Source organism: Enterobacter sp. FUJ80071, assembly GCF_038739915.1.
GTDB lineage: Bacteria > Pseudomonadota > Gammaproteobacteria > Enterobacterales > Enterobacteriaceae > Enterobacter > Enterobacter kobei.
In genome coordinates, this window is the sequence record NZ_JBBXKH010000001.1 from 3,591,586 (window position 1) to 3,617,202 (window position 25,617).

26 protein-coding genes, 1 other RNA gene and 2 pseudogenes are annotated in these 25,617 nt (G+C 47.9%); 15 read left to right on the plus strand and 14 right to left on the minus strand.

What is annotated here, in order from left to right; genetic code table 11:
* Positions 1-3 precede the first annotated feature (3 nt).
* Positions 4-489: an OmpA family protein gene (locus AAER43_RS17375; RefSeq protein WP_023331110.1), complete on the plus strand. Its 486-nt coding sequence runs from the start codon at positions 4-6 to the stop codon at positions 487-489.
* A gap of 2 nt (positions 490-491) precedes the next feature.
* On the opposite strand, the gene AAER43_RS17380 is transcribed toward AAER43_RS17375, so the two are convergent.
* The 7 genes from AAER43_RS17380 to ffh all read right to left on the minus strand — a co-directional run bounded on the left by AAER43_RS17380 (position 492) and on the right by ffh (position 5,909).
* Positions 492-1,862 carry a PepSY-associated TM helix domain-containing protein gene (locus AAER43_RS17380; RefSeq protein WP_050863235.1) on the minus strand — a complete coding sequence of 457 codons (1,371 nt, stop codon included), beginning with the start codon at positions 1,860-1,862 and terminating at the stop codon, positions 492-494.
* 38 nt (positions 1,863-1,900) lie between these two features.
* Positions 1,901-2,305 carry a DUF2946 domain-containing protein gene (locus AAER43_RS17385; protein WP_050863236.1) on the minus strand — a complete coding sequence of 135 codons (405 nt, stop codon included), beginning with the start codon at positions 2,303-2,305 and terminating at the stop codon, positions 1,901-1,903.
* Between the two features lie 132 nt (positions 2,306-2,437).
* A complete protein-coding gene (rplS, locus tag AAER43_RS17390) occupies positions 2,438-2,785 on the minus strand; it encodes a 50S ribosomal protein L19 (protein ID WP_002914145.1) in 348 nt (115 codons plus the stop codon).
* A gap of 43 nt (positions 2,786-2,828) precedes the next feature.
* The gene (gene trmD, locus AAER43_RS17395) at positions 2,829-3,596 is read right to left on the minus strand and encodes a tRNA (guanosine(37)-N1)-methyltransferase TrmD (protein WP_014884877.1); all 768 of its coding nucleotides are present in this window, start codon (positions 3,594-3,596) and stop codon (positions 2,829-2,831) included.
* A 31-nt stretch (positions 3,597-3,627) separates the two neighbouring features.
* Positions 3,628-4,167: a ribosome maturation factor RimM gene (gene rimM / locus AAER43_RS17400; protein WP_028014127.1), complete on the minus strand. Its 540-nt coding sequence runs from the start codon at positions 4,165-4,167 to the stop codon at positions 3,628-3,630.
* Between the two features lie 15 nt (positions 4,168-4,182).
* Positions 4,183-4,431 carry a 30S ribosomal protein S16 gene (gene rpsP / locus AAER43_RS17405; RefSeq protein ID WP_003863133.1) on the minus strand — a complete coding sequence of 83 codons (249 nt, stop codon included), beginning with the start codon at positions 4,429-4,431 and terminating at the stop codon, positions 4,183-4,185.
* Positions 4,432-4,547: 116 nt separating this feature from the next.
* Positions 4,548-5,909, minus strand: a complete 1,362-nt coding sequence (gene ffh, locus AAER43_RS17410) for a signal recognition particle protein (protein ID WP_014884878.1) — start codon at positions 5,907-5,909, stop codon at positions 4,548-4,550.
* Positions 5,910-6,075: 166 nt separating this feature from the next.
* Here ffh and AAER43_RS17415 point away from each other — a divergent pair, with 166 nt between their 5' ends.
* Complete coding sequence (locus AAER43_RS17415) at positions 6,076-6,867, plus strand: inner membrane protein YpjD (protein WP_014884879.1); 792 nt, start codon at positions 6,076-6,078, stop codon at positions 6,865-6,867.
* A gap of 18 nt (positions 6,868-6,885) precedes the next feature.
* Positions 6,886-8,172: an HlyC/CorC family transporter gene (locus tag AAER43_RS17420; RefSeq protein WP_032629440.1), complete on the plus strand. Its 1,287-nt coding sequence runs from the start codon at positions 6,886-6,888 to the stop codon at positions 8,170-8,172.
* A gap of 51 nt (positions 8,173-8,223) precedes the next feature.
* On the opposite strand, the gene grpE is transcribed toward AAER43_RS17420, so the two are convergent.
* Positions 8,224-8,817, minus strand: a complete 594-nt coding sequence (grpE, locus tag AAER43_RS17425) for a nucleotide exchange factor GrpE (protein ID WP_014884881.1) — start codon at positions 8,815-8,817, stop codon at positions 8,224-8,226.
* A 122-nt stretch (positions 8,818-8,939) separates the two neighbouring features.
* Between grpE and nadK the strand changes: the two genes are divergently transcribed.
* From nadK to bamE, 3 genes are all read left to right on the plus strand, one after another.
* The gene (gene nadK / locus AAER43_RS17430) at positions 8,940-9,818 is read left to right on the plus strand and encodes an NAD(+) kinase (RefSeq protein WP_008502500.1); all 879 of its coding nucleotides are present in this window, start codon (positions 8,940-8,942) and stop codon (positions 9,816-9,818) included.
* Between the two features lie 85 nt (positions 9,819-9,903).
* Positions 9,904-11,565, plus strand: coding sequence for a DNA repair protein RecN (recN, locus tag AAER43_RS17435; protein WP_050863237.1), 1,662 nt, complete (start codon positions 9,904-9,906; stop codon positions 11,563-11,565).
* A gap of 138 nt (positions 11,566-11,703) precedes the next feature.
* Entirely contained in the window at positions 11,704-12,042 is a 339-nt protein-coding gene (gene bamE, locus AAER43_RS17440; protein ID WP_014884883.1) for an outer membrane protein assembly factor BamE, read from the plus strand.
* Between the two features lie 108 nt (positions 12,043-12,150).
* Here the strand turns inward: bamE and AAER43_RS17445 are convergent, their stop codons facing one another.
* Positions 12,151-12,438, minus strand: coding sequence for an RnfH family protein (locus AAER43_RS17445; RefSeq protein WP_014884884.1), 288 nt, complete (start codon positions 12,436-12,438; stop codon positions 12,151-12,153).
* Positions 12,428-12,865: a type II toxin-antitoxin system RatA family toxin gene (locus AAER43_RS17450; RefSeq protein ID WP_014832955.1), complete on the minus strand. Its 438-nt coding sequence runs from the start codon at positions 12,863-12,865 to the stop codon at positions 12,428-12,430. The genes AAER43_RS17445 and AAER43_RS17450 overlap by 11 nt, the downstream gene beginning before the upstream one ends.
* 156 nt (positions 12,866-13,021) lie before the next feature.
* Between AAER43_RS17450 and smpB the strand changes: the two genes are divergently transcribed.
* The 6 genes from smpB (at position 13,022) to AAER43_RS17480 (ending at position 18,971) form a co-directional block, all read left to right on the plus strand.
* Positions 13,022-13,504: an SsrA-binding protein SmpB gene (gene smpB / locus AAER43_RS17455; RefSeq protein WP_008502505.1), complete on the plus strand. Its 483-nt coding sequence runs from the start codon at positions 13,022-13,024 to the stop codon at positions 13,502-13,504.
* A gap of 89 nt (positions 13,505-13,593) precedes the next feature.
* Positions 13,594-13,957: a transfer-messenger RNA gene (gene ssrA, locus AAER43_RS17460) on the plus strand.
* Positions 13,958-14,123: 166 nt separating this feature from the next.
* Positions 14,124-15,353, plus strand: coding sequence for an integrase domain-containing protein (locus AAER43_RS17465; RefSeq protein WP_023337654.1), 1,230 nt, complete (start codon positions 14,124-14,126; stop codon positions 15,351-15,353).
* A 282-nt stretch (positions 15,354-15,635) separates the two neighbouring features.
* Positions 15,636-17,192, plus strand: coding sequence for a recombinase family protein (locus tag AAER43_RS17470; protein WP_047743978.1), 1,557 nt, complete (start codon positions 15,636-15,638; stop codon positions 17,190-17,192).
* Complete coding sequence (locus tag AAER43_RS17475; protein WP_023337657.1) at positions 17,182-18,078, plus strand: ParB/RepB/Spo0J family partition protein; 897 nt, start codon at positions 17,182-17,184, stop codon at positions 18,076-18,078. The genes AAER43_RS17470 and AAER43_RS17475 overlap by 11 nt, the downstream gene beginning before the upstream one ends.
* Entirely contained in the window at positions 18,075-18,971 is an 897-nt protein-coding gene (locus AAER43_RS17480) for a plasmid partitioning protein RepB C-terminal domain-containing protein (RefSeq protein ID WP_000614783.1), read from the plus strand. Before AAER43_RS17475 ends, AAER43_RS17480 begins: the two co-directional genes overlap by 4 nt.
* A gap of 813 nt (positions 18,972-19,784) precedes the next feature.
* Here the strand turns inward: AAER43_RS17480 and AAER43_RS17485 are convergent.
* Positions 19,785-20,482 (minus strand): IS1-like element IS1A family transposase gene (locus AAER43_RS17485; RefSeq protein ID WP_227502563.1). Its coding sequence is split into 2 segments (ribosomal slippage): positions 19,785-20,233 and positions 20,233-20,482, totalling 699 coding nucleotides; the frame shifts between segments, so codons are not numbered across the junction.
* A 54-nt stretch (positions 20,483-20,536) separates the two neighbouring features.
* Here AAER43_RS17485 and AAER43_RS17490 point away from each other — a divergent pair.
* Positions 20,537-20,629 (plus strand): annotated as a pseudogene (locus AAER43_RS17490) (IS200/IS605 family transposase); the annotation flags it as partial.
* A 191-nt stretch (positions 20,630-20,820) separates the two neighbouring features.
* Here AAER43_RS17490 and AAER43_RS17495 read toward each other — a convergent pair.
* From AAER43_RS17495 to AAER43_RS17505, 3 genes and pseudogenes are all read right to left on the minus strand, one after another.
* Entirely contained in the window at positions 20,821-21,015 is a 195-nt protein-coding gene (locus tag AAER43_RS17495; RefSeq protein ID WP_023337659.1) for a hypothetical protein, read from the minus strand.
* 301 nt (positions 21,016-21,316) lie between these two features.
* Positions 21,317-22,014 (minus strand): IS1-like element IS1A family transposase gene (locus AAER43_RS17500; protein ID WP_223417112.1). Its coding sequence is split into 2 segments (ribosomal slippage): positions 21,317-21,765 and positions 21,765-22,014, totalling 699 coding nucleotides; the frame shifts between segments, so codons are not numbered across the junction.
* Between the two features lie 355 nt (positions 22,015-22,369).
* Positions 22,370-22,617 (minus strand): annotated as a pseudogene (locus tag AAER43_RS17505) (integrase core domain-containing protein); the annotation flags it as partial.
* Between the two features lie 228 nt (positions 22,618-22,845).
* On the opposite strand from AAER43_RS17505, the gene AAER43_RS17510 reads away from it, so the two are divergent.
* Both AAER43_RS17510 and AAER43_RS17515 read left to right on the plus strand, forming a co-directional pair.
* The gene (locus AAER43_RS17510; protein WP_049121034.1) at positions 22,846-24,393 is read left to right on the plus strand and encodes a class I SAM-dependent DNA methyltransferase; all 1,548 of its coding nucleotides are present in this window, start codon (positions 22,846-22,848) and stop codon (positions 24,391-24,393) included.
* Positions 24,390-25,589, plus strand: a complete 1,200-nt coding sequence (locus AAER43_RS17515; RefSeq protein ID WP_016239398.1) for a restriction endonuclease subunit S — start codon at positions 24,390-24,392, stop codon at positions 25,587-25,589. Before AAER43_RS17510 ends, AAER43_RS17515 begins: the two co-directional genes overlap by 4 nt.
* Positions 25,590-25,617: the final 28 nt, after the last annotated feature.

The following is a 25,617-nucleotide window of genomic DNA, read 5'->3' on the forward strand; positions in this document are numbered from 1 at the left end:
ACTATGTTAAAACGATACTTCGCGCCGTTAGTCCTGGCCTCACTGGTTCTGGCAGGCTGTCAGTCGCCGCCTGAAGGTAAATTCACGCCAGAACAAATTGCAGCGATGAAGTCCTACGGTTTTAACGAACTGAACGGCGACTGGTCCCTGGGATTATCGGATACCATTCTGTTTGATAAAAATGACGCCAGACTCCGTTCCGAAAGTGAAACACAGATCCAATCCATGGCCTCTCGTCTGGCGAAAACCGGCCTGAATCACGCTCGAATGGATGGTCATACGGATAATTACGGCGAAGAAAGTTACAACGAAGCGCTGTCGTTAAAGCGTGCCAATGCCGTTGCCGACGCATGGGCGAAGGGAGCGAATATCCCGCGCGAGAATCTCACCACCCGGGGATTAGGCAAAAAATACCCGATTGCGAGCAACAGTACCGCGCAAGGGCGCGCTGAAAACCGCCGGGTATCAGTGGTTATCAGCACGCCATAGGGTTATTTAGCGGATGATTCGGCGAGCGACACGCCTGTTGCCGCTCGCCAGCGTAGCCAGTCGATCAGAATAAACAGCGCCAGACTCATCCCCATAACAGGCAAAGCCAGCCCCAGTAGCACGCTGATGATGAGCGTAACACCTCTTCCCCATCCTGACAGCGCCAGCCAGCACTGACAAAGCGTTTGTACCGGATTGACTGCCGATTGTGCCGGGCGACGCATCCACCACATCCGGTACCCCCAGATGATAAGCACGCACAGGGCAAGCCCGAAGGCAACGAGCAGCAGCTGATTCACCAGCCCGAATAAAATCCCCATATGGAAATCTACGCCCCAGCGGGTCAGTTTTGCCATTAGCGGGAAATCCTCAAAACGGGTTCTGTCCAGAACCTGCATCGTACCGGGATCAACCGCAACCGCATCCACTTGAGTTGGCCAGCTGCGATCGATTTCCGTCACGGTCCAGGCACGGTCCGCCGTTTTCGCCGGGCGGATCTCAAGCTTGCTGGCATCAATCCCCGCTTTACGCGCCGCGCTTAATACGCCATCAAATTGCGTCAGATCCATCGCCATTTCAGGCATCATCATGCCAGCATGGTGACCGCGATGCTCCGCGTGTTCGTCCATCATGGCAGGCGCACCTGAAAGCGTGGTGTTCACCTGAGGCGTAAGCCAGTTCATTTGTGCCCGGAGTTTATCGACGTTTCCGCCCGCCCACTGCGACCACGTCAGGCCGGTTGCGGAGAACAACAGCATTCCGCCCAGCAGGATCCAGCCTAATACCACATGCACACGACGACGGTTCTGGAAGCGGTTGTTAATTCGCCGTTTCGGTCGGGTATAAAACCACAGGGCAATACCGCCCAATCCGGCAACCCACATCCACGACGCGGCCAGTTCACTATAGAGACGCCCGATATCACCCAGCATCAAAGAGGTATGCAAATAATCGATGGTCTGGCGCAGCGGTAAAATCCCGCTGGTGCCGTACACCGTCATATCCCCCAGCACCGCCAGATTTACCGGATCGACAAAGATAGCCCGGTTTTCCGATGGCCCCAGCGTCGGGTCAGCAAACATCACGCGGGTGGTTTCGCCTTCAACCAGCCCCGGACGAACGGCGTGCAAACGCAAATCTGAACCCACGATTTTTTCCGCCACGGCAATTTGGTTCGCCAGCGGCTGCGGCTCGCCCGCGGAATCGGTGTGGAGCGCGTGCCGATAGAGGACATTTTCCAGCTGTGGCGTCGCCACATACAGCGTACCGGTTAACGCAGCGAAGAAGATAAACGGGCCAACAAACAGCCCGATGTAGAAATGGAGGCGACGCAGCAGGTTTCCCCATGCCGAGCGCGGTGTGCAGGTAGTCATACTTTTCCTTTTTAAGGCAAAAAGTTATCGATATTTTTTTAAAGGGAGAAAGCAGACTGCCGCGGCGGCGCGCGGGTATCGGGGTAAAGCCAGGGGAAAAAGTGCCAGTGGCTGACCGCCTGACGCGGCGGCTTAAGGCGAAGCCGTTGCAGCACCACGCAGAGCAGGACGATCAGCGCCAGCATCATGCCAGGTACATGCGCTAACAGCACGCAGTAACCGCACGCTTCCGCATGGTCGACAGGCATCGTATGCGGCGTATCGCCATGATGCGCGTCCATCGACATCATGCTCATGTCATGATGCATGCCCAGCATGGCACTCATGGGATCTTTCTGCAAGGAGACGGAGATAAGCGGCGCTATCACGATCAGCAGGATCGCAAACAGGGCGGTCAAGGCCGCTGCGCGTTTCCAGGTGTGCTGATGCAGTACGTTGCCCACTTTCCCTCCATTCAAGAGGCAAGCATTGTAAATGATTTATGACAAAAGGGTTAATGCGAGAGGTGCGATACGATAAAAAAAGGGCCGGCCTTTTGGCCAGCCCTTTCTAACAGGATGTCGCTTAAGCGAATCTTAGTTCAGACGCTCTTTAATACGAGCAGACTTACCAGTACGCTCACGCAGGTAGTACAGTTTAGCTTTACGTACAGCACCACGACGTTTAACAGCAATGCTGTCAACTACCGGAGAGTGAGTCTGGAAGACACGCTCAACGCCTTCGCCGTTGGAAATTTTACGAACAGTGAATGCAGAGTGCAGACCGCGGTTACGAATAGCGATAACCACGCCCTCGAATGCCTGCAGACGTTTTTTGGAACCTTCAACAACCCATACTTTCACTTCCACGGTGTCACCTGGACGGAAGGAAGGTACGTCCTGCTTCATCTGCTCTTGTTCAAGTTGCTTAATAATGTTGCTCATAATTTAATCTCTTATCCTGGGTAAACTGATATTCGGGAGCGTATTACGCCTTCCCATCATGTTCATGCTGCTGGTTCGCGTGTTCAGTTTTGAACTCGGCCAGCAACTTTGCTTGCTCTTCAGTCAGAGCCAGGTTTTCCAGAAGTTCAGGTCTTCTAAGCCAGGTTCGGCCCAGCGACTGCTTCAAACGCCAGCGACGTATCTCGGCATGGTTTCCAGACAGTAACACCGCCGGGACTTCCATCCCTTCTAACACTTCAGGACGAGTATAGTGTGGGCAGTCCAGCAACCCATCGGCAAAGGAATCTTCCGTTGCCGAAGCTTCATGGCCCAGTACACCCGGAATGAACCGGGCAACGGAGTCAATCAGCGTCATCGCTGGTAACTCACCACCGCTGAGAACGTAATCGCCGATAGACCATTCTTCGTCAATCTCGGTTTGAATTACGCGCTCATCTATCCCTTCGTAGCGACCACAGACCAGAATCAGCTTTTGATTCGTCGCCAGTTCGCTCACGCCCGCTTGATCAAGCTTGCGTCCCTGAGGTGACAGATAAATCACCTTTGCGCCTTCACCTGCCGCGGCTTTTGCTGTGTGAATGGCATCCCGCAAGGGTTGCACCATCATCAACATCCCCGGTCCGCCGCCGTAAGGACGATCGTCCACGGTACGGTGCCGGTCATGCGTGAAGTCACGAGGACTCCAGCTCTGGATGCTCAGCAGGCCATTCTTTACTGCCCGGCCAGTTACCCCGTAATCGGTAATCGCGCGGAACATTTCAGGAAACAGGCTAATTATGCCAATCCACATAGCGCCGTCTTTTACCGTTTATCCGGAGAATTTAAAAACCAGGATCCCAATCTACTTCAATGGTTTGAGTAGCGAGATCGACTTTCTTGATAACCTGTCCATCGAGGAACGGAACCAACCGCTCCTTGATGCCAAATGCATCTTTCAGGTTTGCCTTAATGACGAGAACGTCATTTGACCCGGTTTCCATCATATCGATGACTTTTCCCAGGCTGTAGCCTTCGGTAGTGACTACCTGGCAACCCATAAGGTCTTTCCAGTAGTAGTCGCCCTCTTCCAGCTGCGGCAACTGCGACGAATCCACGACAATTTCACAATTAGTCAGCGCATTCGCGGCATCACGATCGTCAATGCCTTTCAGCTTGATGATGATGTCCTGATTGTGGTGACGCCAGCTTTCCAGCTCGACCTCTTCCCACTTACCGGCTTTCTGGATAAACCAGGGCTGGTAATCAAAAATGCTATCAGCGTCTTCAGTGGAGGAAAACACTCTGAGCCAACCACGGATACCGTAGCAAGAACCCATTTTTCCCAATACGATCGGTTCAACAGGTGCTTTATTGCTCATCATGACCACCGTGACAGATTAAGCTGCTTTGTTTGCTGCTTTGATCAGCGTAGCAACGCGATCGGAAACAGTAGCGCCCTGGCCAACCCAGTGAGCGATACGATCCAGATCCAGACGAGTTTCTTCTTCTGCGCCAGCGGCCAGTGGGTTGAAGAAACCAACGCGCTCGATGAAGCGACCATTGCGTGCATTACGGCTGTCAGTGACAACAACCTGGTAGAACGGACGCTTTTTAGCGCCGTGACGAGCTAAACGAATAGTTACCATAACATCCTCTTGTGTGAATAAAACAACCGGGCCCCATCGAGGAACGGAGCCCGGGTGTCATATTAAAAGCCCGAAAATTTTACTCATTTTCGGGCAAAAAGCAATCTCAAAAGCGATTATCGCCCAGGAAAGCCGGGTGGCATCATGCCTTTCATCCCGCGCATCATCTTCGCCATGCCGCCTTTCTTCATTTTCTTCATCATGCGCTGCATGTCGTCGAACTGTTTCAGAAGGCGGTTAACGTCCTGCACCTGCATGCCGCAACCGGCTGCGATACGGCGTTTACGGGAACCTTTGATGATGTCCGGGTTAGCGCGTTCTTTCAACGTCATCGAGTTGATGATCGCCTCCATACGCACCAGCACTTTGTCATCCATCTGCGCTTTCACGTTGTCTGGGATCTGCCCCATGCCCGGCAGTTTGCCCATCAGGCTGGCCATGCCGCCCATGTTTTTCATCTGGCGCAACTGCTCAAGGAAGTCGGTCAGATCGAAACCGTCGCCTTTTTTCAGCTTGCTGGCGAGTTTTTCCGCCTGCGCACGGTCAACCTTGCTCTCGATATCTTCAATCAGCGACAGCACGTCGCCCATGCCGAGGATACGGGAGGCAATACGATCCGGGTGGAACGGCTCCAGCGCTTCGGTTTTCTCGCCCACGCCAAGGAATTTAATCGGCTTACCGGTGATATGGCGAATCGAGAGCGCCGCACCGCCGCGGGCGTCGCCGTCCACTTTGGTCAGCACCACGCCGGTTAACGGCAGCGCTTCGTTAAACGCTTTCGCGGTATTCGCCGCATCCTGACCGGTCATGGCGTCGACAACAAACAGGGTCTCTACCGGGTTGATAGAGGCATGCACCTGCTTGATCTCATCCATCATCGCTTCGTCAACGTGCAGACGACCGGCGGTATCCACCAGCAGCACGTCGTAGAATTTCAGCTTCGCCTCTTTCAGCGCGGCGTTAACGATGTCGACAGGCTTCTGGGCCACGTCTGACGGGAAGAAATCCACACCAACCTGCTCGGCCAGGGTTTCCAGCTGTTTGATCGCCGCCGGGCGATAGACGTCCGCAGAGACCACCAGCACTTTTTTCTTGTGCTTCTCACGCAGGAATTTACCCAGCTTACCGACGCTGGTCGTTTTACCCGCCCCCTGCAGGCCCGCCATCAGCACCACGGCTGGTGGCTGAGCCGCCAGGTTAAGCACCTGGTTCTCTTCGCCCATCGCCGAAACCAGTTCGTTACGAACGATTTTGACGAACTCCTGACCCGGGGTCAGGCTCTTGTTAACTTCATGACCAACCGCCTTCTCTTTAACGCGGTTGATAAAATCACGAACAACCGGCAACGCGACGTCTGCTTCCAGCAGCGCCATGCGCACTTCGCGCAGCGTTTCCTTGATGTTCTCTTCAGTAAGGCGTCCGCGGCCGCTGATGTTGCGCAGCGTGCGCGACAAACGATCGGTTAAATTATCAAACATTGTCTCTCGCCTGAGTAGAAACGTTGGGCCGCATTGAGCGACACATACACAGAATTTTGCCGGAGTATAACATGAAGGCGTCTTTGTTGTTATGCAACGGTTGGAGCAGGCGTCACGTAACGTTATACTGCTTCTCTTTCTTATTAAGACAACTGTCGATGCCTATATGCCTGTTTTCGCACTGATCGCCCTTGTTGCCTACTCTGTCAGCCTCGCGCTGATCGTTCCCGGACTGCTGCAAAAAAACAGCGGCTGGCGGCGCATGGCTATTCTTTCCGCGGTGATCGCACTGATAAGCCACGCGTTTGCGCTGGAATCACGTATCATCCCCGGCGACGGCAGCGTGCAAAACCTGAGCGTCCTCAACGTCGGCTCGCTGGTCAGTTTGATGATCTGTACGGTAATGACCATCGTGGCGTCTAAAAATCGCGGCTGGCTGCTGCTACCGATTGTCTATACCTTCGCGCTGATCAATCTGGCCTTAGCCACCTTTATGCCCAATGAATTCATTACGCATCTGGAAGCGACGCCGGGGATGCTGGTGCATATCGGCCTGTCGCTGTTTGCCTACGCGACGTTAATCATCGCGGCGCTTTACGCCATGCAGCTCGCCTGGATTGACTACCAGTTGAAAAACAAAAAGCTGGCGTTTAACCATGAAATGCCGCCGCTGATGGTCATTGAGCGTAAGATGTTCCACATCACCCAGGTCGGGGTGGTGCTGCTGACGCTCACGCTCTGCACAGGCCTGTTCTACATGAAGAACCTGTTCAGCGTGGAGAATATCGATAAAGCGGTGCTCTCCATCATCGCGTGGTTTGTCTATATTGTCCTGTTATGGGGCCATTATCATGAAGGCTGGCGCGGTCGCCGCGTGGTCTGGTTCAACGTCGCGGGGGCGGGCATTCTCACCCTTGCCTATTTTGGCAGCCGCTTCATACAGCAATTTGCTGGCTAAGAAACAAAGGAGTTCCCCCTGGAACACATCTCTACCACCACGCTGATCGTTATCCTGATCGTCATGGTGGTCATCTCCGCCTATTTCTCCGGCTCGGAAACCGGCATGATGACCCTAAACCGCTACCGGTTACGTCATCGTGCCAAACAGGGTAACCGTGCCGCACGTCGCGTTGAAAAACTGCTCCGCAAGCCGGATCAACTGATAAGCCTGGTGCTCATCGGTAACAACCTCGTCAATATTCTTGCCTCTGCTCTGGGCACCATCGTCGGTATGCGCCTGTACGGCAACGCCGGGGTCGCTATCGCCACCGGTGTGCTGACGTTTGTGGTACTGGTGTTTGCTGAAGTGCTGCCTAAGACCATCGCCGCGCTTTACCCGGAGAAAGTCGCCTACCCGAGCAGCTTCCTGCTGGCGCCGCTGCAAATCCTGATGATGCCGCTGGTCTGGTTGCTGAATATGGTGACGCGCGTACTGATGCGGATGGTGGGCATCAAAGCCGATGTCACCATCAGCAGCGCGCTCAGCAAAGAGGAACTGCGCACCATCGTGCACGAATCCCGCACGCAGATTTCCCGGCGCAATCAGGACATGCTCCTGTCGGTGCTGGATCTGGAAAAAGTGAGCGTGAACGACATCATGGTGCCGCGGAACGAAATCGTCGGTATCGACATCAACGATGACTGGAAAGCCATCGTCCGCCAGCTGACGCACTCCCCGCACGGGCGCATCGTGCTCTATCGCGACTCGCTGGATGACGCCATCAGCATGCTGCGCGTGCGTGAAGCGTATCGTCTGATGACCGAGAAAAAAGAGTTCACCAAAGAGGTTATGCTGCGCGCCGCCGACGAAATTTACTATGTGCCGGAAGGAACACCGCTCAGCACGCAGCTGGTTAAATTCCAGCGCAACAAGAAAAAAGTCGGCCTGGTCGTCAATGAATACGGCGACATTCAGGGACTGGTGACGGTCGAAGATATTCTGGAAGAGATAGTCGGCGACTTTACTACGTCAATGTCGCCTTCTCTCGCGGAAGAGGTCACCCCGCAAAACGACGGTTCAGTGCTGATTGACGGGAGCGCGAACATTCGCGAACTCAATAAAGCCTTTAACTGGCATTTGCCGGAAGATGAAGCGCGTACGATTAACGGGATGATTCTGGAAGCGCTGGAGGAGATCCCGGCGGCAGGCACGCGGGTGCGCATTGAGCAGTACGATATTGATATCCTGGACGTGCAGGACAATATGATTAAGCAGGTGAAGGTTCTGCCCGTCACGCCGCTTCGGGAAAGTATTGCCGAATAAAATGTAGGCCGGGTAAGGCGAACGCCGCCACCCGGCACTACAGGTAGCAAATTACGCTTTCGCTTTCGCCACGGTCACCATCGCAGCGCGAATGGTACGGCCGTTCAGGGTATACCCTTTCTGCATCACGCCCAGCACTTTACCGGCTTCAATCTCTTCAGATTCGACCATCGCAATCGCCTGGTGGACGTTTGGATCCAGCGGAACGTTGGTATCGGCAATCACTTCCACGCCAAACTTACGCACCACGTCGAGCATGGATTTCAGCGTCAGTTCGATACCTTCGATCATCGCCGCATTGTCCGGGTTCGCTTTATCAGCCACTTCCAGGGCGCGATCGAGGCTATCAATCACCGGCAGCAGTTCGTTGACGAATTTCTCCAGCGCGAATTTATGCGCCTTCTCAACGTCCTGCTCGGTACGACGACGCAGGTTTTCCATTTCCGCCTTAATGCGCAGAACACTTTCGCGTTCGCGATTCTGTGCTTCTACCAGTTGGGCTTCCAGATTCGCAATTTTTTCATCGCGCGGGTCCACCTGCTCAGCAGATGCGTCTGGCTCTACTGCCTCAACTTCATCGTGCTGTTCCGTGATAATTTCTTCAGGGGCTTGCCCCTCAGGCGTTTTCTGTTCTTTACTACTCATGAATTTCTCCGCGTTTTTCTGCATTCATCTCGCTAACTTCGCTTATTATGGGGATCAGTTTCCTGGATTCAAGGGAACAAGAGAGATTGTCATCATTCATCAGGCACAAGGACCTCCAGAAAATGAATAATCATTTCAGGTGTATTGGGATCGTCGGGCATCCGCGTCACCCTACCGCATTGACGACACATGAAATGTTGTATCGCTGGTTGTGTAGCAAAGGCTATGAAGTGATGGTCGAGCAGCAGATTGCGCAGGAGCTGCAGCTCAAGAGCGTCAAAACCGGCACCCTGGCAGAGATTGGTCAACAGGCCGATCTCGCCGTGGTGGTGGGCGGTGACGGAAACATGCTAGGTGCCGCACGCACGCTGGCGCGCTATGACATCAAGGTTATCGGCATCAACCGAGGCAATCTCGGCTTTTTAACCGATCTCGACCCGGACAACGCGCAACAGCAACTGGCTGACGTGCTGGAAGGTCACTATATCAGCGAAAAGCGCTTCTTACTGGAAGCGCAGGTGTGCCAGCAGGACTGCCAGAAGCGCATCAGCACCGCGATTAACGAGGTCGTACTTCACCCTGGTAAAGTGGCGCATATGATTGAGTTCGAAGTCTATATCGACGAAATCTTTGCCTTCTCGCAGCGCTCTGACGGGCTGATTATCTCCACCCCAACCGGCTCTACCGCCTACTCACTTTCTGCGGGTGGCCCCATTCTGACGCCCTCGCTGGATGCCATTACCCTGGTGCCGATGTTCCCGCACACGCTCTCCGCCCGCCCGTTGGTCATCAACGGTGACAGCACGATACGTCTGCGCTTCTCGCACCGCCGTAACGACCTGGAGATCAGTTGCGACAGCCAGATTGCGCTGCCGATCCAGGAAGGTGAAGATGTCCTCATTCGCCGATGCGATTACCACCTGAACCTGATTCACCCGAAAGATTACAGCTATTTCAACACATTAAGCTCGAAGCTCGGCTGGTCAAAAAAATTGTTCTGATTTTACATCCAGGACTTTACTGTATAAAAAACCAGTTTATACTGTATGAAAACACAGTCATGGTTTTTCATACAGGAAAACAATTATGCTGGCACAACTGACCATCAGCAACTTTGCCATAGTTCGTGAGCTTGAGATCGATTTCCACAGCGGCATGACGGCGATCACCGGGGAAACCGGTGCGGGTAAATCCATTGCCATTGATGCCCTCGGCTTGTGCCTTGGCGGCCGCGCCGAGGGAGACATGGTGCGCAGGGGCGCAAACCGCGCCGACCTGTGCGCCCGCTTCTCCCTGAAAGACACGCCTGCCGCCCAGCGCTGGCTCGAACAGAACCAGCTTGAAGATGGGCGTGAGTGTTTACTTCGCCGCGTGATCAGCAGCGACGGCCGTTCCCGTGGTTTTATCAACGGCACGGCGGTCCCCCTCTCTCAGCTTCGCGAACTCGGCCAGCTGCTTATTCAGATCCACGGTCAGCACGCGCATCAGCAGTTAGTCAAACCAGAACAGCAGAAAGCATTGCTTGATGGCTATGCGGGTGAGTACGCGCTTACTCAGCTCATGGCAGAACACTACCGTCTGTGGCATCAGAGCTGCCGGGAGCTGGCTCAGCATCAGCAGCAAAGCCAGGAGCGCGCCGCGCGTGCGGAGCTGCTGGCGTACCAGCTTAAGGAGCTGAACGAATTCAATCCGCAGGCGGGTGAGTTTGAGCAAATCGACGAGGAGTACAAGCGCCTCGCCAACAGTGGCCACCTGCTCTCAACCAGCCAGAATGCGCTCAATATGCTCGCTGATGGCGAAGACGCGAACCTGCAGAGCCAGCTCTATAGCGTTCGTCAGCTGATCACCGAGCTGGCAGGTATGGACAGCAAACTCTCTGGCGTACTGGATATGCTGGAAGAGGCCGCGATTCAAATCTCAGAAGCCAGTGACGAACTGCGCCACTACTGTGAGCGTCTGGATCTCGACCCGAACCGTCTGTTTGAGCTGGAACAGCGCATCTCCCGTCAGATCGCCCTGGCGCGTAAGCACCATGTTACGCCGGAAGAGCTCCCGGGCTACTATCAGGCTCTGCTGGAAGAGCAGCAGCAGCTTGACGATCAGGCTGACTCGCAGGAAACCCTTTCTCTGGCGGTGAACCTGCATCATGAACAGGCGCTGGCCACAGCGCAAAAGCTGCATGAAATACGTCAGCATTACGCTCAGGAACTCAGCCAGCACATCACCGACAGCATGCATACCCTGGCAATGCCGCACGGCGTATTCACCATTGATGTTCGCTTTGAAGAGCATCACCTGACGGCGGACGGTGCGGATCGCATTGAGTTCCGTGTCACCACCAACCCGGGCCAACCGCTACAGGCAATCTCCAAAGTCGCCTCCGGCGGCGAGCTGTCGCGTATTGCGCTGGCGATTCAGGTTATTACCGCGCGTAAAATGGAAACCCCGGCGCTGATTTTCGATGAGGTGGATGTCGGGATCAGCGGTCCAACGGCGGCGGTTGTCGGCAAACTGCTGCGTCAGTTAGGCGAATCAACGCAGGTGATGTGCGTCACTCACCTGCCGCAGGTTGCGGGCTGTGGTCATCATCACTTTATTGTCAGTAAAGAAACCGATGGCGAAATGACGGAAACGCACATGATGCCGCTCGATAAACGTGCACGTCTGCAGGAGCTGGCACGCCTGCTCGGCGGCAGTGAAGTCACGCGTAATACGCTCGCGAACGCGAAAGAACTGCTGGCGGCATAAACTTTTTCGGGATCTCAGGGTCATAGAGAACAACAAAAACGCCGCCAGACCGGTTTCAAAGTGGGGCAAGGTCTATTATCATCGGCATATTACATATGAGCCGCGTTCTGCTCGGGCCCGAAAAGGAATCAAATCACTATGCGTTGTAAAATGCTGACCGCTGCCGCAGCGGTTCTTCTGATGTTGACCGCAGGCTGTTCCACTCTGGAGAAAGTGGTTTACCGTCCTGACATCAACCAGGGGAACTACCTTACCCCTAACGATGTGTCCAAAATCCGTGTGGGGATGACACAACAGCAGGTCGCTTATGCACTGGGAACCCCGATGATGTCCGATCCGTTCGGCACTAACACCTGGTTCTATGTATTCCGTCAGCAGCCAGGCCACGAAGATGTGACCCAGCAGACCCTGACGCTGACTTTCAGCAGCGCCGGTGTGTTGACCAACATCGACAACAAACCTGCCCTGACCAAATAATCAGGCGTCAGAAATGCAAAAAGGTGCTCAATGAGCACCTTTTTTGTATCTGAATTCTTACGCAGAGTCGTAGCCCCGGTAAGCGCAGCGCCACCGGGGGAGAAAGCACTACTTACTCGCCTTCTCGGCACGCTGGCGACGCAGCTCTTTCGGGTCGGCAATCAGCGGACGATAAATCTCCACCCGATCGCCCTCTTTCAGCACGTCACCCAGCTTCACCGGGCGGCTGTAAATACCGACCTTATTTTTCGCCAGGTCGATATCACTGCGAAGCTCGAGGATGCCGGACGCGCGGATAGCCGCTTCTACGGTCGCGCCCTCATCCAGCGTCACGCGCTGCAAATACTGTTTCTCTGGCAGCGCGTACACCACTTCCACAGCGATCTTATGCGACACTGTAAACCTCTTTGGCGCGGGTCGTGAACGCCTGAACCATATTCGAGGCCAGCTCTTTAAAGATGCGGCCAAACGCCAGCTCAATCAGCTTATTGGTAAACTCAAAGTCCAGATGGAACTCAATACGGCAGGCGTCCGCGCTCAGTGGGGTAAACTTCCAGCCCCCCATCAGCGTTTTAAACGGACCATCGACCAGATGCATCAAAATACTCTGATTGCTGGTCAGCGTATTGCGGGTGGTGAACGTCTTGCTGATCCCCGCTTTGGAGACATCCACCGCCGCGGTCATCTGCGTCGGGCCAGACTCCAGAACGCGGCTTCCGGTACACCCCGGAATAAATTCTGGATAAGACTGAACATCGTTCACTAACTGATACATCTGTTCCGCGCTGTAAGGCACAAGCGCAGTACGGCTAATCTGAGGCATAGCATTTTCCATGGTCACACAACGGACAAATAATAACATTTATCACCTGTTAAAAAAACGCTAAGCCTCATCTCGTGCTAAGATAGCGCGTTAGACCTCACAGGACGCAATGAGGTGACTTTTTGAAATCAGATTACCGACGGCTTTACGACACTTATGACGAAGAAAAAAGCACATAAACCAGGCTCGGCGACCATTGCGCTCAACAAGCGTGCGCGCCACGAGTATTTCATTGAAGAAGAATTCGAAGCTGGCCTTGCGTTGCAGGGCTGGGAAGTAAAATCGCTGCGCGCCGGGAAAGCCAATATCGGCGACAGCTACGTGATCCTGAAAGATGGCGAAGCTTTCCTGTTCGGTGCGAACTTTACGCCGCTGACCGTCGCCTCGTCACATTACGTGTGTGACCCAACGCGCACCCGTAAGCTGCTGCTAAACAAGCGTGAGCTAGAATCTCTCTACGGACGCATCAACCGCGAAGGTTTCACCGTGGTCGCCCTGTCGCTGTACTGGAAAAACGCCTGGTGCAAGGTGAAGGTTGGCGTCGCGAAGGGTAAAAAGCAGCACGACAAACGTACTGACCTGAAAGAGCGCGAGTGGCAGCTTGATAAAGCGCGCATCATGAAAAACGCAGGACGTTGATTCTGCACACTTATTGTACTATTCAATAAGTTAGCGTTCCGGGCTGGTATCCAGGAAGTAAAATCTGGTATACTCAGTTCAACACTATTGGGGCTGATTCTGGATTCGACGGGATTTGCGAAACCCAAGGTGCATGCCGAGGGGCGGTTTGCCTCGTTAAAAGCCGCAAAAAAATAGTCGCAAACGACGAAAACTACGCTTTAGCAGCTTAATAACCTGCTCTGAGCCCTCTCTCCCTAGCTTCCGCTCTTAAGACGGGGATCAAAGAGAGGTCAAACCCAAAAGAGATCGCGTGGAAGCCCTGCCTGGGGTTGAAGCGTTAAAACTAATCAGGCTAGTTCGTTAGTGGCGTGTCTGTCCGCAGCTGGCGTGCGAATGTAAAGACAAACTAAGCATGTAGTACCGAGGATGTAGAAATTTCGGACGCGGGTTCAACTCCCGCCAGCTCCACCAATTTTTGATATATTGAAGTTCAGTGAAGTCTATCAAGCCCGCATGGAACCAGCCTTGCGGGCTTTTTTACGTCTATAGTAGTCTACCAAGAATTGCTAGAATCTACTCGTTATGGCACCCTTTTTGGGACCCAACACAAAGGGTCCAAAACATGAGGGTCCCAAACATGGCAAAAATCGCTAAGAAGCTCACTGACACTGAAATCAAAAGCACCAAACCTGCCGAGAAAGAGGTTAACCTTTTTGACGGCGATGGTTTGCTCCTGCGAATCGCCCCCTTGGCGAAGGGAGGAAAGAAAAATTGGTATTTCAGATATGCAGTGCCTGTGACCAAAAAGCGAACTAAGGTGAGCTTAGGAACCTATCCTCACCTTACACTTGCGAAGGCACGAGCTTTACGTGATGAGTATTTGTCGTTGCTTGCAAATGGTATAGACCCACAAGTTCATAACACCCACAAAGCCAATGCCCTTAAGGATGCCACGGAACATACATTTCAAGCAGTAGCCAAGAAGTGGCTTGATGAGAAAGTCAAAACGTCAGGCATCTCCCAGGATCATGCTAACGACATCTGGCGAAGCCTAGAGAGAAATATCTTTCCAACGTTGGGTGATACCCCCATTAAGGAGATTCGCCCTAAAATGCTTAAACAGCATTTAGAACCTATAGAAAAACGAGGTGTCCTTGAAACACTTCGCCGCATCATATCCCGCCTGAATGAAATTTTCCGCTATGCAGCAACAGAAGAACTCATAGAATTCAATCCGGCTGACAACCTGGGGCAACGGTTCAGCAAGCCAAAAAAACAGAATATGCCAGCATTATCCCCTTCCGAACTCCCCCGCTTCCTGGTTGCTCTAAACAATGCTTCTGTCCGTTTAGAAACAAGGCTACTGATTGAGTGGCAACTTCTCACATGGGTTCGCCCTGGTGAAGCTGTTCGCACAAGATGGTCAGATATTGATATAGAAACCGGCATGTGGAACATCCCGGCGGAGTTTATGAAAATGAAGAAACCTCACAAAGTTCCACTGAGCAAAGAAGCTTTGCGAGTCTTGGATTCAATGAAAGCCATCAGCGGGCATAGAGAGTGGGTTTTTCCCAGTATCAAAGCTCCACTCAATCACATGCATGAACAAACAGCTAATGCGGCTATAATCCGTATGGGCTTCGGAGGTGAGCTTGTAGCTCATGGTATGCGATCAATCGCCAGAACGGCTGCTGAGGAGTGTGGCAAGTTTAGAACTGATGTCTTAGAAGCCGCCCTTGCCCACTCGAAAAAAGATGAAATAATTGCAGCCTACAATCGTGCAGAGTATCTCACAGAACGTGTGGTTCTCATGCAATGGTGGAGTGACTATGTTTCGTCTCAAAAATACAAAGTTATTGCCGCATAACTCTTCGATGATGGGTTAACTATCTTGATTTATTTGAAGAATTAATGATCACACCATTAACCTATGTGGACTAAGCATAGCCATTTACAAATGGTTACCTTGAGGCCAAATAACAAAAGCTGTCGGTCATATCAACTAAATAATTCACATCTCTTCTCGATTATCATACACCTCGAAGATCTACCAAATTCGCTCTAATCAATGATAAAACAGTTGAATTCGGTTAAAATTTGATCAATTTTATCCTCTACATTGTATTGAATCATCCATGAGGTTTCGTGCATGGCTAGAGAAAATGATAAAAATCATAGAGTTAGGGTCGCACAGTACTTGAGGATGTCTACCGACCATCAGCAATATTCTTTACATAATCAGTCCGAATATATCAAAGATTATGCTGAAAAGAACAATATGGAAATCGCTTATACCTACGATGATGCAGGTAAGAGCGGAGTCAGTATCGTAGGCAGGCATTCTTTGCAGCAGTTACTTAGCGATGTAGAACAAAAGAAAATAGATATTCAGGCTGTATTATTTTATGATGTGAGCCGTTTTGGTCGTTTTCAAAATAGTGATGAAGCTGCATATTATTCCTTTCTATTTGAGAGAAATGGTGTAGATCTTATATATTGTTCCGAACCTATACCCACTAAAGATTTCCCTTTAGAGTCCTCTGTTATACTGAATATAAAAAGATCTAGTGCTGCATATCACAGCAGGAATTTATCTGAAAAGGTATTTATAGGGCAAGTAAATTTAATAAAGCTTGGTTATCATCAAGGCGGTATGGCTGGTTATGGGCTGAGACGTCTTTTAGTAGACGAAAATGGCATAGCTAAAGAAATATTGAGTTTCCGCAAAAGAAAGAGTATTCAAACAGATAGGGTAATATTAATTCCGGGACCAAAAAATGAAATAAAAATTGTAAATAGAATCTATGATCTCTTTATAGATAATAATGTGCCAGAATTTATTATTGCTGAGAGATTAAATGAACAGAACATACCTGCAGAAAATGGAACATTATGGACTCGTGCAAAAATACATCAAATTTTGACAAATGAAAAATATATTGGAAACAATATATATAACAAAACCTCATCTAAACTAAAAAGTAGGCTTGTAAAAAACCCCAAACATGAATGGGTTAGATGTGACAAGGCATATAAACCTATTATTTCAAAGAAAAAATATAATAAAGCTCAAGAAATAATTCAGCTCCGATCCATTCATTTGACTAATGAAGATCTATTAGAAAAACTAAAACAAAAATTAGAATCTAATGGAAAACTATCAGGCTTTATCATTGATGAAGATGATACAGGCCCTTCATCTTCTGTTTATAGAACCCGATTTGGTGGTCTTTTAAGAGCATATACTTTGATTGGTTATAAGCCAGATCATGATTACAGCTATCTCAAAATAAATGAAGCACTAAGATCATTTTACTCAGAGATAATTGAGGATTTTAAGGGTGAAATTTTAAAAAGTAACTGTCATATAGACGAGTATAAATATGCCCCAATGCTTTACATCAATGATGAGTTTTTAATTTCCGTCCTTGTTACTAAATGCATACATATGAAATCAGGTAAACTTAGATGGAAAGTCCGGTTTGATAACTCACAGAAAGCAGACATAACAATTGTTATACGAATGAATTCACAAAATATTTCACCTCTTGATTTTTATATCATACCAAAGATTGAAAACGAATATAGTAAAATGTGCATGACGGAAACAAACAACATTCGATTAGATCTCTATAGATTTGATAATCTTGATAAACTTCTACAAATTATTACTCGCATGAAAGTGAGGGAACTATATGCTGCCTGAAAAAAATGAATTCCCAATAATTCAAATTGAGATTGCAAAAATAAAATTTCTTAACCCACGGACAAGAAATAAGGTAGTGCATGAAGAAATAAAGGAAAGCATAAAAAAAAGAGGGTTAAGCAAGCCTATAAGCGTAAGAGCTATTGATGAAGACGATTTCAAATATGCTTTAATTTGTGGTCAAGGGAGAATAGAGGCTCTCGTTGCATTAGGTGAAACTATTATTCCAGCAATTGTAAGAGATGTATCAGAAGAAGATGCTTACGTTATGAGTTTAGTTGAAAACATTGCAAGGAGAAGACCACGTTCTAATGAGTTATTACAGGTGATTAAAGACATGAAAATCAGAGGGCTTTCAGACTCCGAAATAAGTGAGATTACTGGATATTCATCGAACTGGGTAAGCAGTATTAATATGCTACTTGATAAGGGAGAGCATAAACTTCTCTCAGCAGTCGAACGGGGTAATTTGCCTCTGTATCTTGCAGTGCAATTTGCAAGATGTGAAACTGAGGAAGCACAAGATATTCTTACCGAAGCATATGATAAAAAATTAATAAAAAGTCGGGACATTATAAAGATAAAACACATTCTAAATCAAAGAACAGTTGGGAATAAAGGTGCAAAAGCAGCCGGATTTTATTATCACAAACCATCAAAAAGGATGACTGCAGAGGAGTTGATTGAGCTTTATGAAAATAGTATCGCTGAACATAAATCTGTTTATAACAACTCAAAATTCATAAAAACCAATCTACTAATAGTAAATGAGATTTTTAACATCATAATGATGAATAAAAGCTTTCAACATATACTTGAACAAGAGAATCTTTCAGAACTACCATCTCAGATATTAAACCCAGTAAACAAAGAGGTATCAAAATGATTCAGATACGTTTTGGCGATAATTTTATTTACCTGGAAACTAATAAGTTAATTCCATCTAAGGAATTATTAGAAAACGTAAAGCGAAGCCATAAATACCATCAAATAGTTACCTCCATCGAAAGCTTAGGTATTATTGAACCAATAATAGTGTTCTATGACAAAGATAAAGATGTCACTAAGATACTTGATGGCCATTTAAGGGTTGAGGCTTTAAAAGACTTAGGTATAGAAAAAGCTCCATGTATACTTTCGAGCATAGATGATGCTTTCACTCCTAACAAACAAGTGAATCATATAAATGTAGTTGAAGAACATAGAATGATAATTAAGTCTCTGGCAAAAGTATCAATTGAAAAACTTAGTGCTGCTTTGGGCATATCTGTTGATGCCATAAAAGATAAAGCTAATGTGATGAACGGCATAGATCCAAGTGTAATTGCGAAACTTTCTGATAAACCTATACCTAAGGCTACATTTGACGTTTTGAGGAAAATGAAGCCAATTCGCCAAATTGAAGCAGTCGGTACAATGATTAATTTTGATAATTATAGTAAAAAATTTGCAATGAGCATCTTGGATGCAACACCGGCATCGATGATAGTAAATAAAGGGAAAAACACTCCCTATAAAAAGGATATAAAAAAAACCATACTTCGTCTGGAACAAGAAATGGCAACAACTTCGGAAGAAACGAAAAAGCTTCAAACCGAGTATGGTTCAGATATGTTGAAATTCGTTATAATCCAGTCATATATTAATAAATTACTTGGCAACTCTAAAGTTCTTCATTGGTTCTTAGAAAACGAGGTTGATTATCTTAATGAGTTAAAAAGAATTTCTAGAATAAATTCTTTGGATGATAAGACTCTTACTGAAAACAGCAAATCATAGTCATGGTTTTATATAGCCTAAATAAACCAAGAAATATACTTACACAACGACCTTCACGCCGGAGAAGCTGTCAGATACGCCAGCAACCAAAGCATTACGTTTAAGTGTCAGTCATTTATACGAAGGGATAACTGCGCCGGACATTGAGTCGAATAAAGGCTGGTAGAGAGGGACAGTTCTGTGTCACCGGGAGATTAGTCAGAAACATCAGCGGCAGAACATATGAACCAGCAATTGGTAGTGCACAGAAAACTCTCCAGTATTTAATTATTCAACTTAACACTAAAAAATTCACATAGTTAATATCATAATTTTTCTTTGGTCTACGTATGCGAGAGACATTGTGGCTTTAACCAGGTATTAGGAGTCGTTTCAGATAAAAGATGTTCTTCGATTCGACTGGACTTGGTAATAGCAATAAGAAATCGTTAATATTGAAGGACGAAAGGCTACTTCAAAACAAAGTAACCTTTCCAATATCCCAATATATGGGACAAGTGGTACATTAACTGCACATAGTGCAGGATACATATGACATAAAACTTTTTATTTATGGCATACATTATAAATAACTTGTATTTTATGAATGTCAATAGGTTCTTTAAAATAATTAAATTGATTGTTTTTATTATAGCTTCGCTTGTACAAGCGAAGATCCTATTGTTCTTGAATGAATAATGCAAATTATAAGAGAAGCAAGGGCTAACTCTGCGAAGCCGCTGCGCTTGCTTCTTCGAGCTCCCCTTGCTTTTCTGCCCTTCGGTTAGAAAAGAAACCAAACCGCTACCAACCTTGAACGGTAATGACTCCAACTTATTGATAGTGTTTTATGGTCAGATAATGCCCGATGACTTTGTCATGCAGCTCCACCGATTTTGAGAACGACAGCGACTTCCGTCCCAGCCGTGCCAGGTGCTGCCTCAGATTCAGGTTATGCCGCTCAATTCGCTGCGTATATCGTTTGCTGATTACGTGCAGCTTTCCCTTCAGGCGGGATTCATACAGCGGCCAGCCATCCGTCATCCATATCACCACGTCAAAGGGTGACAGCAGGCTCATAAGACGCCCCAGCGTCGCCATAGTGCGTTCACCGAATACGTGCGCAACAACCGTCTTCCGGAGACTGTCATACGCGTAAAACAGCCAGCGCTGGCGCGATTTAGCCCCGACGTATCCCCACTGTTCGTCCATTTCCGCGCAGACGATGACGTCACTGCCCGGCTGTATGCGCGAGGTTACCGACTGCGGCCTGAGTTTTTTAAGTGACGTAAAATCGTGTTGAGGCCAACGCCCATAATGCGGGCTGTTGCCCGGCATCCAACGCCATTCATGGCCATATCAATGATTTTCTGGTGCGTACCGGGTTGAGAAGCGGTGTAAGTGAACTGCAGTTGCCATGTTTTACGGCAGTGAGAGCAGAGATAGCGCTGATGTCCGGCGGTGCTTTTGCCGTTACGCACCACCCCGTCAGTAGCTGAACAGGAGGGACAGCTGATAGAAACAGAAGCCACTGGAGCACCTCAAAAACACCATCATACACTAAATCAGTAAGTTGGCAGCATCACCTAGGCGTGAACGAAGAAATTATCAGACGATATGTGAGGCATCAGGAAAAGATGGAACAAACACATGAACAGCAGATGGAGTTGCTAGAGTAGAAAACGGAATATGACATTTGCCCCCCTTATAGGGGGCATTCTGAAAAGCCACCTCCTCAGGAGGTGGTCTTTTACTCTATCAACAGGCTGTGTGATCAACAATGGTCCTCTCTCTGACAGTTCTGATTTCAAATAATCAGCTTAAAAATACCTTTCAAAAGTAAACAATTTCCTCTGAGGGCACATTTTATCTACTTTGGCCTGTAAAGCTGGCGATAATATTCCAGACGTTGTAGATATAACGGCACTTTTTCCTCAGGAATATCGGACGGAATTGTGTTACGGGGGGGGAGTTTTTTCAAATACTCTCGGAACGCCTGGGTTGATGCCATAAAATCTATAGCTCGATCTATAAGATGCGGAATGCCATCACCTATTTTTGCCATGATAATATCTCCGTATTACTTCGCACCAGCGGTTAATTTTAGATAAGATGCTAAAAGTAGCATTAAGGAAAACGTGCTTAATCCTCAATGTTGACTCCCGGAAATCTTTTAACTTTTTAAGTTTCTTAATGAATCAATAAATTACATAGTTCGTAAGCAAGTATATTATTGCCTGATTAAACTATTTTGATGCTATCAACCATGGACAAAGCACCTCGTTGCACATAACAGAGACTATGACGTTATTTCTGTCAGAGGCCATCACATGAAAGAAGTCAAAAAAAGGGGTAATGACTCCAACTTATTGATAGTGTTTTATGTTCAGATAATGCCCGATGACTTTGTCATGCAGTTCCACCGATTTTGAGAACGACAGCGACTTCCGTCCCAGCCGTGCCAGGTTCTGCCTCAGATTCAGGTTATGCCGCTCAATTCGCTGCGTATATCGCTTGCTGATTACGTGCAGCTTTCCCTTCAGGCGGGATTCATACAGCGGCCAGCCATCCGTCATCCATATCACCACGTCAAAGGGTGACAGCAGGCTCATAAGACGCCCCAGCGTCGCCATAGTGCGTTCACCGAATACGTGCGCAACAACCGTCTTCCGGAGACTGTCATACGCGTAAAACAGCCAGCGCTGGCGCGATTTAGCCCCGACGTATCCCCACTGTTCGTCCATTTCCGCGCAGACGATGACGTCACTGCCCGGCTGTATGCGCGAGGTTACCGACTGCGGCCTGAGTTTTTTAAGTGACGTAAAATCGTGTTGAGGCCAACGCCCATAATGCGGGCTGTTGCCCGGCATCCAACGCCATTCATGGCCATATCAATGATTTTCTGGTGCGTACCGGGTTGAGAAGCGGTGTAAGTGAACTGCAGTTGCCATGTTTTACGGCAGTGAGAGCAGAGATAGCGCTGATGTCCGGCGGTGCTTTTGCCGTTACGCACCACCCCGTCAGTAGCTGAACAGGAGGGACAGCTGATAGAAACAGAAGCCACTGGAGCACCTCAAAAACACCATCATACACTAAATCAGTAAGTTGGCAGCATCACCACCTTGAACATCTATATTTTTGAATAGATAAACACCCACCTTAACTACCACTATCAAAAATAGAAAAATCATCTTACAAATGACCCCACACACATCATTTTAGATTGCGACCTTATTAAATTAAAAATTTAACCTTAGATGGAATTTAATGTACAAGGAATGTCTTAATGTAACGGAGAATTTTAAACATTAAAAATTATAGATATGGTTTGTCATAGTCTGTACATCTATTCACCCCATGCATATGCACTAAGAAAGATTTTTTGAATAATGGAGTTGCCCCAGCTAAAACGGACACGGCTAATTAACTGCTAATATGGCATCAAGATATTCGCGTGGCGATTTCATGTTCAACCCCTTGTGTGGATGCAGATTATTATAATCCTCTATCCATTCTGCCATTTTGTCCATCACTGAGACTGCATCCGGCAGATCATTTACTTACACGTAATCCCGCTTGAACGTCTTTACAAACGATTCTTCCATGCCGTTACTTTACGGATGCGTACTGGTGTAGTACACACGATGAACCCCAGTGAACTGGCGAATGTGCGCGTGGCGTCGGCTATGCAGCAATTATGCCAATGACAGTGGCTCCATTGACGGCAATGACCTGCTACAATCCCGCTACAATGCACTTACTCCATGAGTCATTGCACTTGCTGAGCTAAACAAACACACTAAAACCAGATAATAATTAATCGCTGTATAAGCTCGTAACAAGCGGAACTTTAAGGCAAAATAGGGCCATCTTCCCCCTTCATAAGGTTACGCTAATGGCCAGAAAACCTAAAGAAATCAAAACAGACCCGTTAGAGGTCATCCTGTGGAAAGCGGCTGACAAGCTACGTAAGAACATTGATGCAGCCGAGTACAAGCATGTCGTGCTGGGCCTGATTTTCCTTAAGTATATTTCTGATTCTTTTGAATCTCATTATGAGTTGCTGAAGGCTGGTGAAGGCGAGTTCGCAGGCGCTGACCCGGAAGATAAAGACGAGTACACCGCTTACAACATTTTCTTTGTCCCTGAGCTTGCACGCTGGAACTATCTAATATCTAAGGCAAAGCTACCCGAAATCGGTAAGCTGGTTGATGATGCTATGGAGCTTATCGAAGCGGGTAACCCACAGCTAAAAGGTGTGCTGCCGAAAGTCTACGCTCGCCAGAACCTCGACGCAACTGTGCTGGGTGAACTGATAGATCTGATTGGCAACATTGCACTGGGAGATGCCAAAGCGCGTTCTGCTGATGTATTAGGCCACGTATTCGAATACTTCCTTGGTGAATTTGCACTGGCAGAAGGTAAACAAGGTGGTCAGTTCTATACACCAAAATCCATTGTAAGCCTGCTTGTTAACATGCTTGAACCTTATAAAGGCCGTGTCTTTGACCCTTGCTGCGGTTCCGGTGGTATGTTCGTTCAGTCAGAAAAATTTGTTGAAGCGCATCAGGGAAATATTGACGATATTTCGATTTACGGTCAGGAATCCAACCAGACCACTTGGCGTCTGGCAAAAATGAACCTGGCTATCCGGGGTATCAATTCAGAACACGTCCGCTGGAACAGTGAAGGCTCATTCCTTAACGATGCCCACAAAGATCTAAAATCTGATTTTATCATTGCCAATCCACCGTTTAACGTGTCTGACTGGTCCGGTGAGCAGCTTCGTGGCGATGCCCGTTGGCAATACGGTATCCCACCTACCGGGAATGCTAACTTTGCCTGGATGCAGCATTTTCTGTATCACCTGTCGCCAAAAGGTCAGGCTGGTGTTGTACTGGCAAAAGGGGCTTTAACATCTAAAAGTTCTGGTGAAGGTGATATCCGTGCCGCACTGGTAAAAGATGCCAATGTTATTGACTGTATCGTTAACTTACCTGCAAAACTGTTCTTGAACACCCAGATCCCCGCCGCTCTATGGTTTATGCGTCGAGATCGTGTAAACAGCAGCCACTATCGTGATCGCAGTAAAGAAATTCTGTTTATTGATGCCCGTAACTTAGGCCATTTAATTAATCGTCGAACCAAAGTCCTGTATGACTACGATATTAAAACCATAGCCGATACCTACCATAACTGGCGTAACAAAGGTGGCGACTACGAAGATGTGGCTGGTTTCTGTGCGTCAGTAGACATTGATGAAGTTGCTAAACTCGATTATGTGCTGACTCCGGGTCGTTATGTCGGCCTTGCTGATGAAGAAGACGATTTCGACTTCAAAGAACGTTTTACGACCCTTAAAGCGGAGTTTGAAGCCCAACTGGAAGAAGAAGCACGTCTTAATAAAGCTATCGCTGATAATCTGGCGAAGGTGGTTTTATGAGTGAGTGGGTTGTTAAAAACTTAGATGAAGTTGTTGAATACTTCATTGATTATAGAGGAAAAACTCCTGATAAAAAAGATTCAGGTATACCACTCATCACGGCTAAAATTATAAAAGATGGGCGTTTAAACACTGCTACCGAATTTATTTCGGTTGAGGATTATCCACTTTGGATGACCCGCGGCTATCCAGAAGTCAACGATGTTGTTTTAACCACCGAGGCTCCACTGGGTGAAGTTGCATTAATCAAGAATAAAAATATCGCGCTTGCTCAACGAATTATTACCCTTAGAGGGTATAAAAACATCCTTGATAATAAGTTTCTTAAATATTGGTTGCAATCAGAGCAAGGCCAATATGAACTTGAATCACGAGCTTCGGGCACAACTGTATTCGGGATTAAATCATCTGTCCTTAAAAAAATCCCAATATCTCTGCCACCTTATAATGAGCAAGTTGCTATAAGTTCTGTATTGTATTCTATTGATGAAAAAATAGACCTGCTTCATCGTCAGAATAAAACTCTGGAATCTATGGCTGAAACCTTGTTTAGGCAATGGTTTGATGTGGATAGCAATGATGAATGGCAAGAAAAAAATGTCCTAGATATATTCACATTAGTTGGAGGTGGAACGCCAAAAACTTCAGTTGCTGAATATTGGACTGATGAGATACCTTGGATTTCCGGAGGAGATATTTCAGCAGCTCATCAAGGCTATCTGTATAGCACAGAAAAGTCTATAAGCTTAGCGGGACTTCAAAACAGTTCAGCTAAATTGCTGCCTAAAAACTCAACCGTTATAAGTGCTCGTGGTACAGTGGGAAAGTATGCTCTTTTAGCAAGAGATATGGCTTTTAGTCAATCCAATTATGGCATTGTTTCAAAAATTGGAAACTATCCTTTCTTCATATATCTTCTGGTTGGATTTATTGTCGATGATTTGCTGACAGCAGCTTATGGCAGCGTATTTGACACTATTACGACAAGAACTTTCGAGTCTGTAAACTTGAAGTTTCCTTCTTTAAATTCAATTGAGAAATTTAATGAAGAAATATCTCCGATATTTAGTAAGAAAGAGACGAACACTCAGCAAATTAAAACACTAGAAACTCTCCGCGACACCCTGCTTCCCAAACTGATGAGTGGTGAAGTACGAGTTCAGTATGCAGAAGAAAAACTTGAATCTGTAGCATAAATTATTTAAGCGGGTGCACAGCCCGCTC

Excerpts from the sequence above, each read along its gene's own strand:
- AAER43_RS17375 (WP_023331110.1), top strand. The coding sequence starts at position 4 with ATGTTAAAACGATACTTCGCGCCGTTAGTCCTGGCCTCACTGGTTCTG.
- AAER43_RS17380 (WP_050863235.1), bottom strand. The coding sequence starts at position 1,862 with ATGACTACCTGCACACCGCGCTCGGCATGGGGAAACCTGCTGCGTCGC.
- rplS (WP_002914145.1), bottom strand. The coding sequence starts at position 2,785 with ATGAGCAACATTATTAAGCAACTTGAACAAGAGCAGATGAAGCAGGAC.
- trmD (WP_014884877.1), bottom strand. The coding sequence starts at position 3,596 with ATGTGGATTGGCATAATTAGCCTGTTTCCTGAAATGTTCCGCGCGATT.
- rimM (WP_028014127.1), bottom strand. The coding sequence starts at position 4,167 with ATGATGAGCAATAAAGCACCTGTTGAACCGATCGTATTGGGAAAAATG.
- rpsP (WP_003863133.1), bottom strand. The coding sequence starts at position 4,431 with ATGGTAACTATTCGTTTAGCTCGTCACGGCGCTAAAAAGCGTCCGTTC.
- ffh (WP_014884878.1), bottom strand. The coding sequence starts at position 5,909 with ATGTTTGATAATTTAACCGATCGTTTGTCGCGCACGCTGCGCAACATC.
- AAER43_RS17415 (WP_014884879.1), top strand. The coding sequence starts at position 6,076 with ATGCCTGTTTTCGCACTGATCGCCCTTGTTGCCTACTCTGTCAGCCTC.
- grpE (WP_014884881.1), bottom strand. The coding sequence starts at position 8,817 with ATGAGTAGTAAAGAACAGAAAACGCCTGAGGGGCAAGCCCCTGAAGAA.
- nadK (WP_008502500.1), top strand. The coding sequence starts at position 8,940 with ATGAATAATCATTTCAGGTGTATTGGGATCGTCGGGCATCCGCGTCAC.
- recN (WP_050863237.1), top strand. The coding sequence starts at position 9,904 with ATGCTGGCACAACTGACCATCAGCAACTTTGCCATAGTTCGTGAGCTT.
- bamE (WP_014884883.1), top strand. The coding sequence starts at position 11,704 with ATGCGTTGTAAAATGCTGACCGCTGCCGCAGCGGTTCTTCTGATGTTG.
- AAER43_RS17450 (WP_014832955.1), bottom strand. The coding sequence starts at position 12,865 with ATGCCTCAGATTAGCCGTACTGCGCTTGTGCCTTACAGCGCGGAACAG.
- smpB (WP_008502505.1), top strand. The coding sequence starts at position 13,022 with ATGACGAAGAAAAAAGCACATAAACCAGGCTCGGCGACCATTGCGCTC.
- AAER43_RS17465 (WP_023337654.1), top strand. The coding sequence starts at position 14,124 with ATGGCAAAAATCGCTAAGAAGCTCACTGACACTGAAATCAAAAGCACC.
- AAER43_RS17470 (WP_047743978.1), top strand. The coding sequence starts at position 15,636 with ATGGCTAGAGAAAATGATAAAAATCATAGAGTTAGGGTCGCACAGTAC.
- AAER43_RS17475 (WP_023337657.1), top strand. The coding sequence starts at position 17,182 with ATGCTGCCTGAAAAAAATGAATTCCCAATAATTCAAATTGAGATTGCA.
- AAER43_RS17480 (WP_000614783.1), top strand. The coding sequence starts at position 18,075 with ATGATTCAGATACGTTTTGGCGATAATTTTATTTACCTGGAAACTAAT.
- AAER43_RS17495 (WP_023337659.1), bottom strand. The coding sequence starts at position 21,015 with ATGGCAAAAATAGGTGATGGCATTCCGCATCTTATAGATCGAGCTATA.
- AAER43_RS17510 (WP_049121034.1), top strand. The coding sequence starts at position 22,846 with ATGGCCAGAAAACCTAAAGAAATCAAAACAGACCCGTTAGAGGTCATC.
- AAER43_RS17515 (WP_016239398.1), top strand. The coding sequence starts at position 24,390 with ATGAGTGAGTGGGTTGTTAAAAACTTAGATGAAGTTGTTGAATACTTC.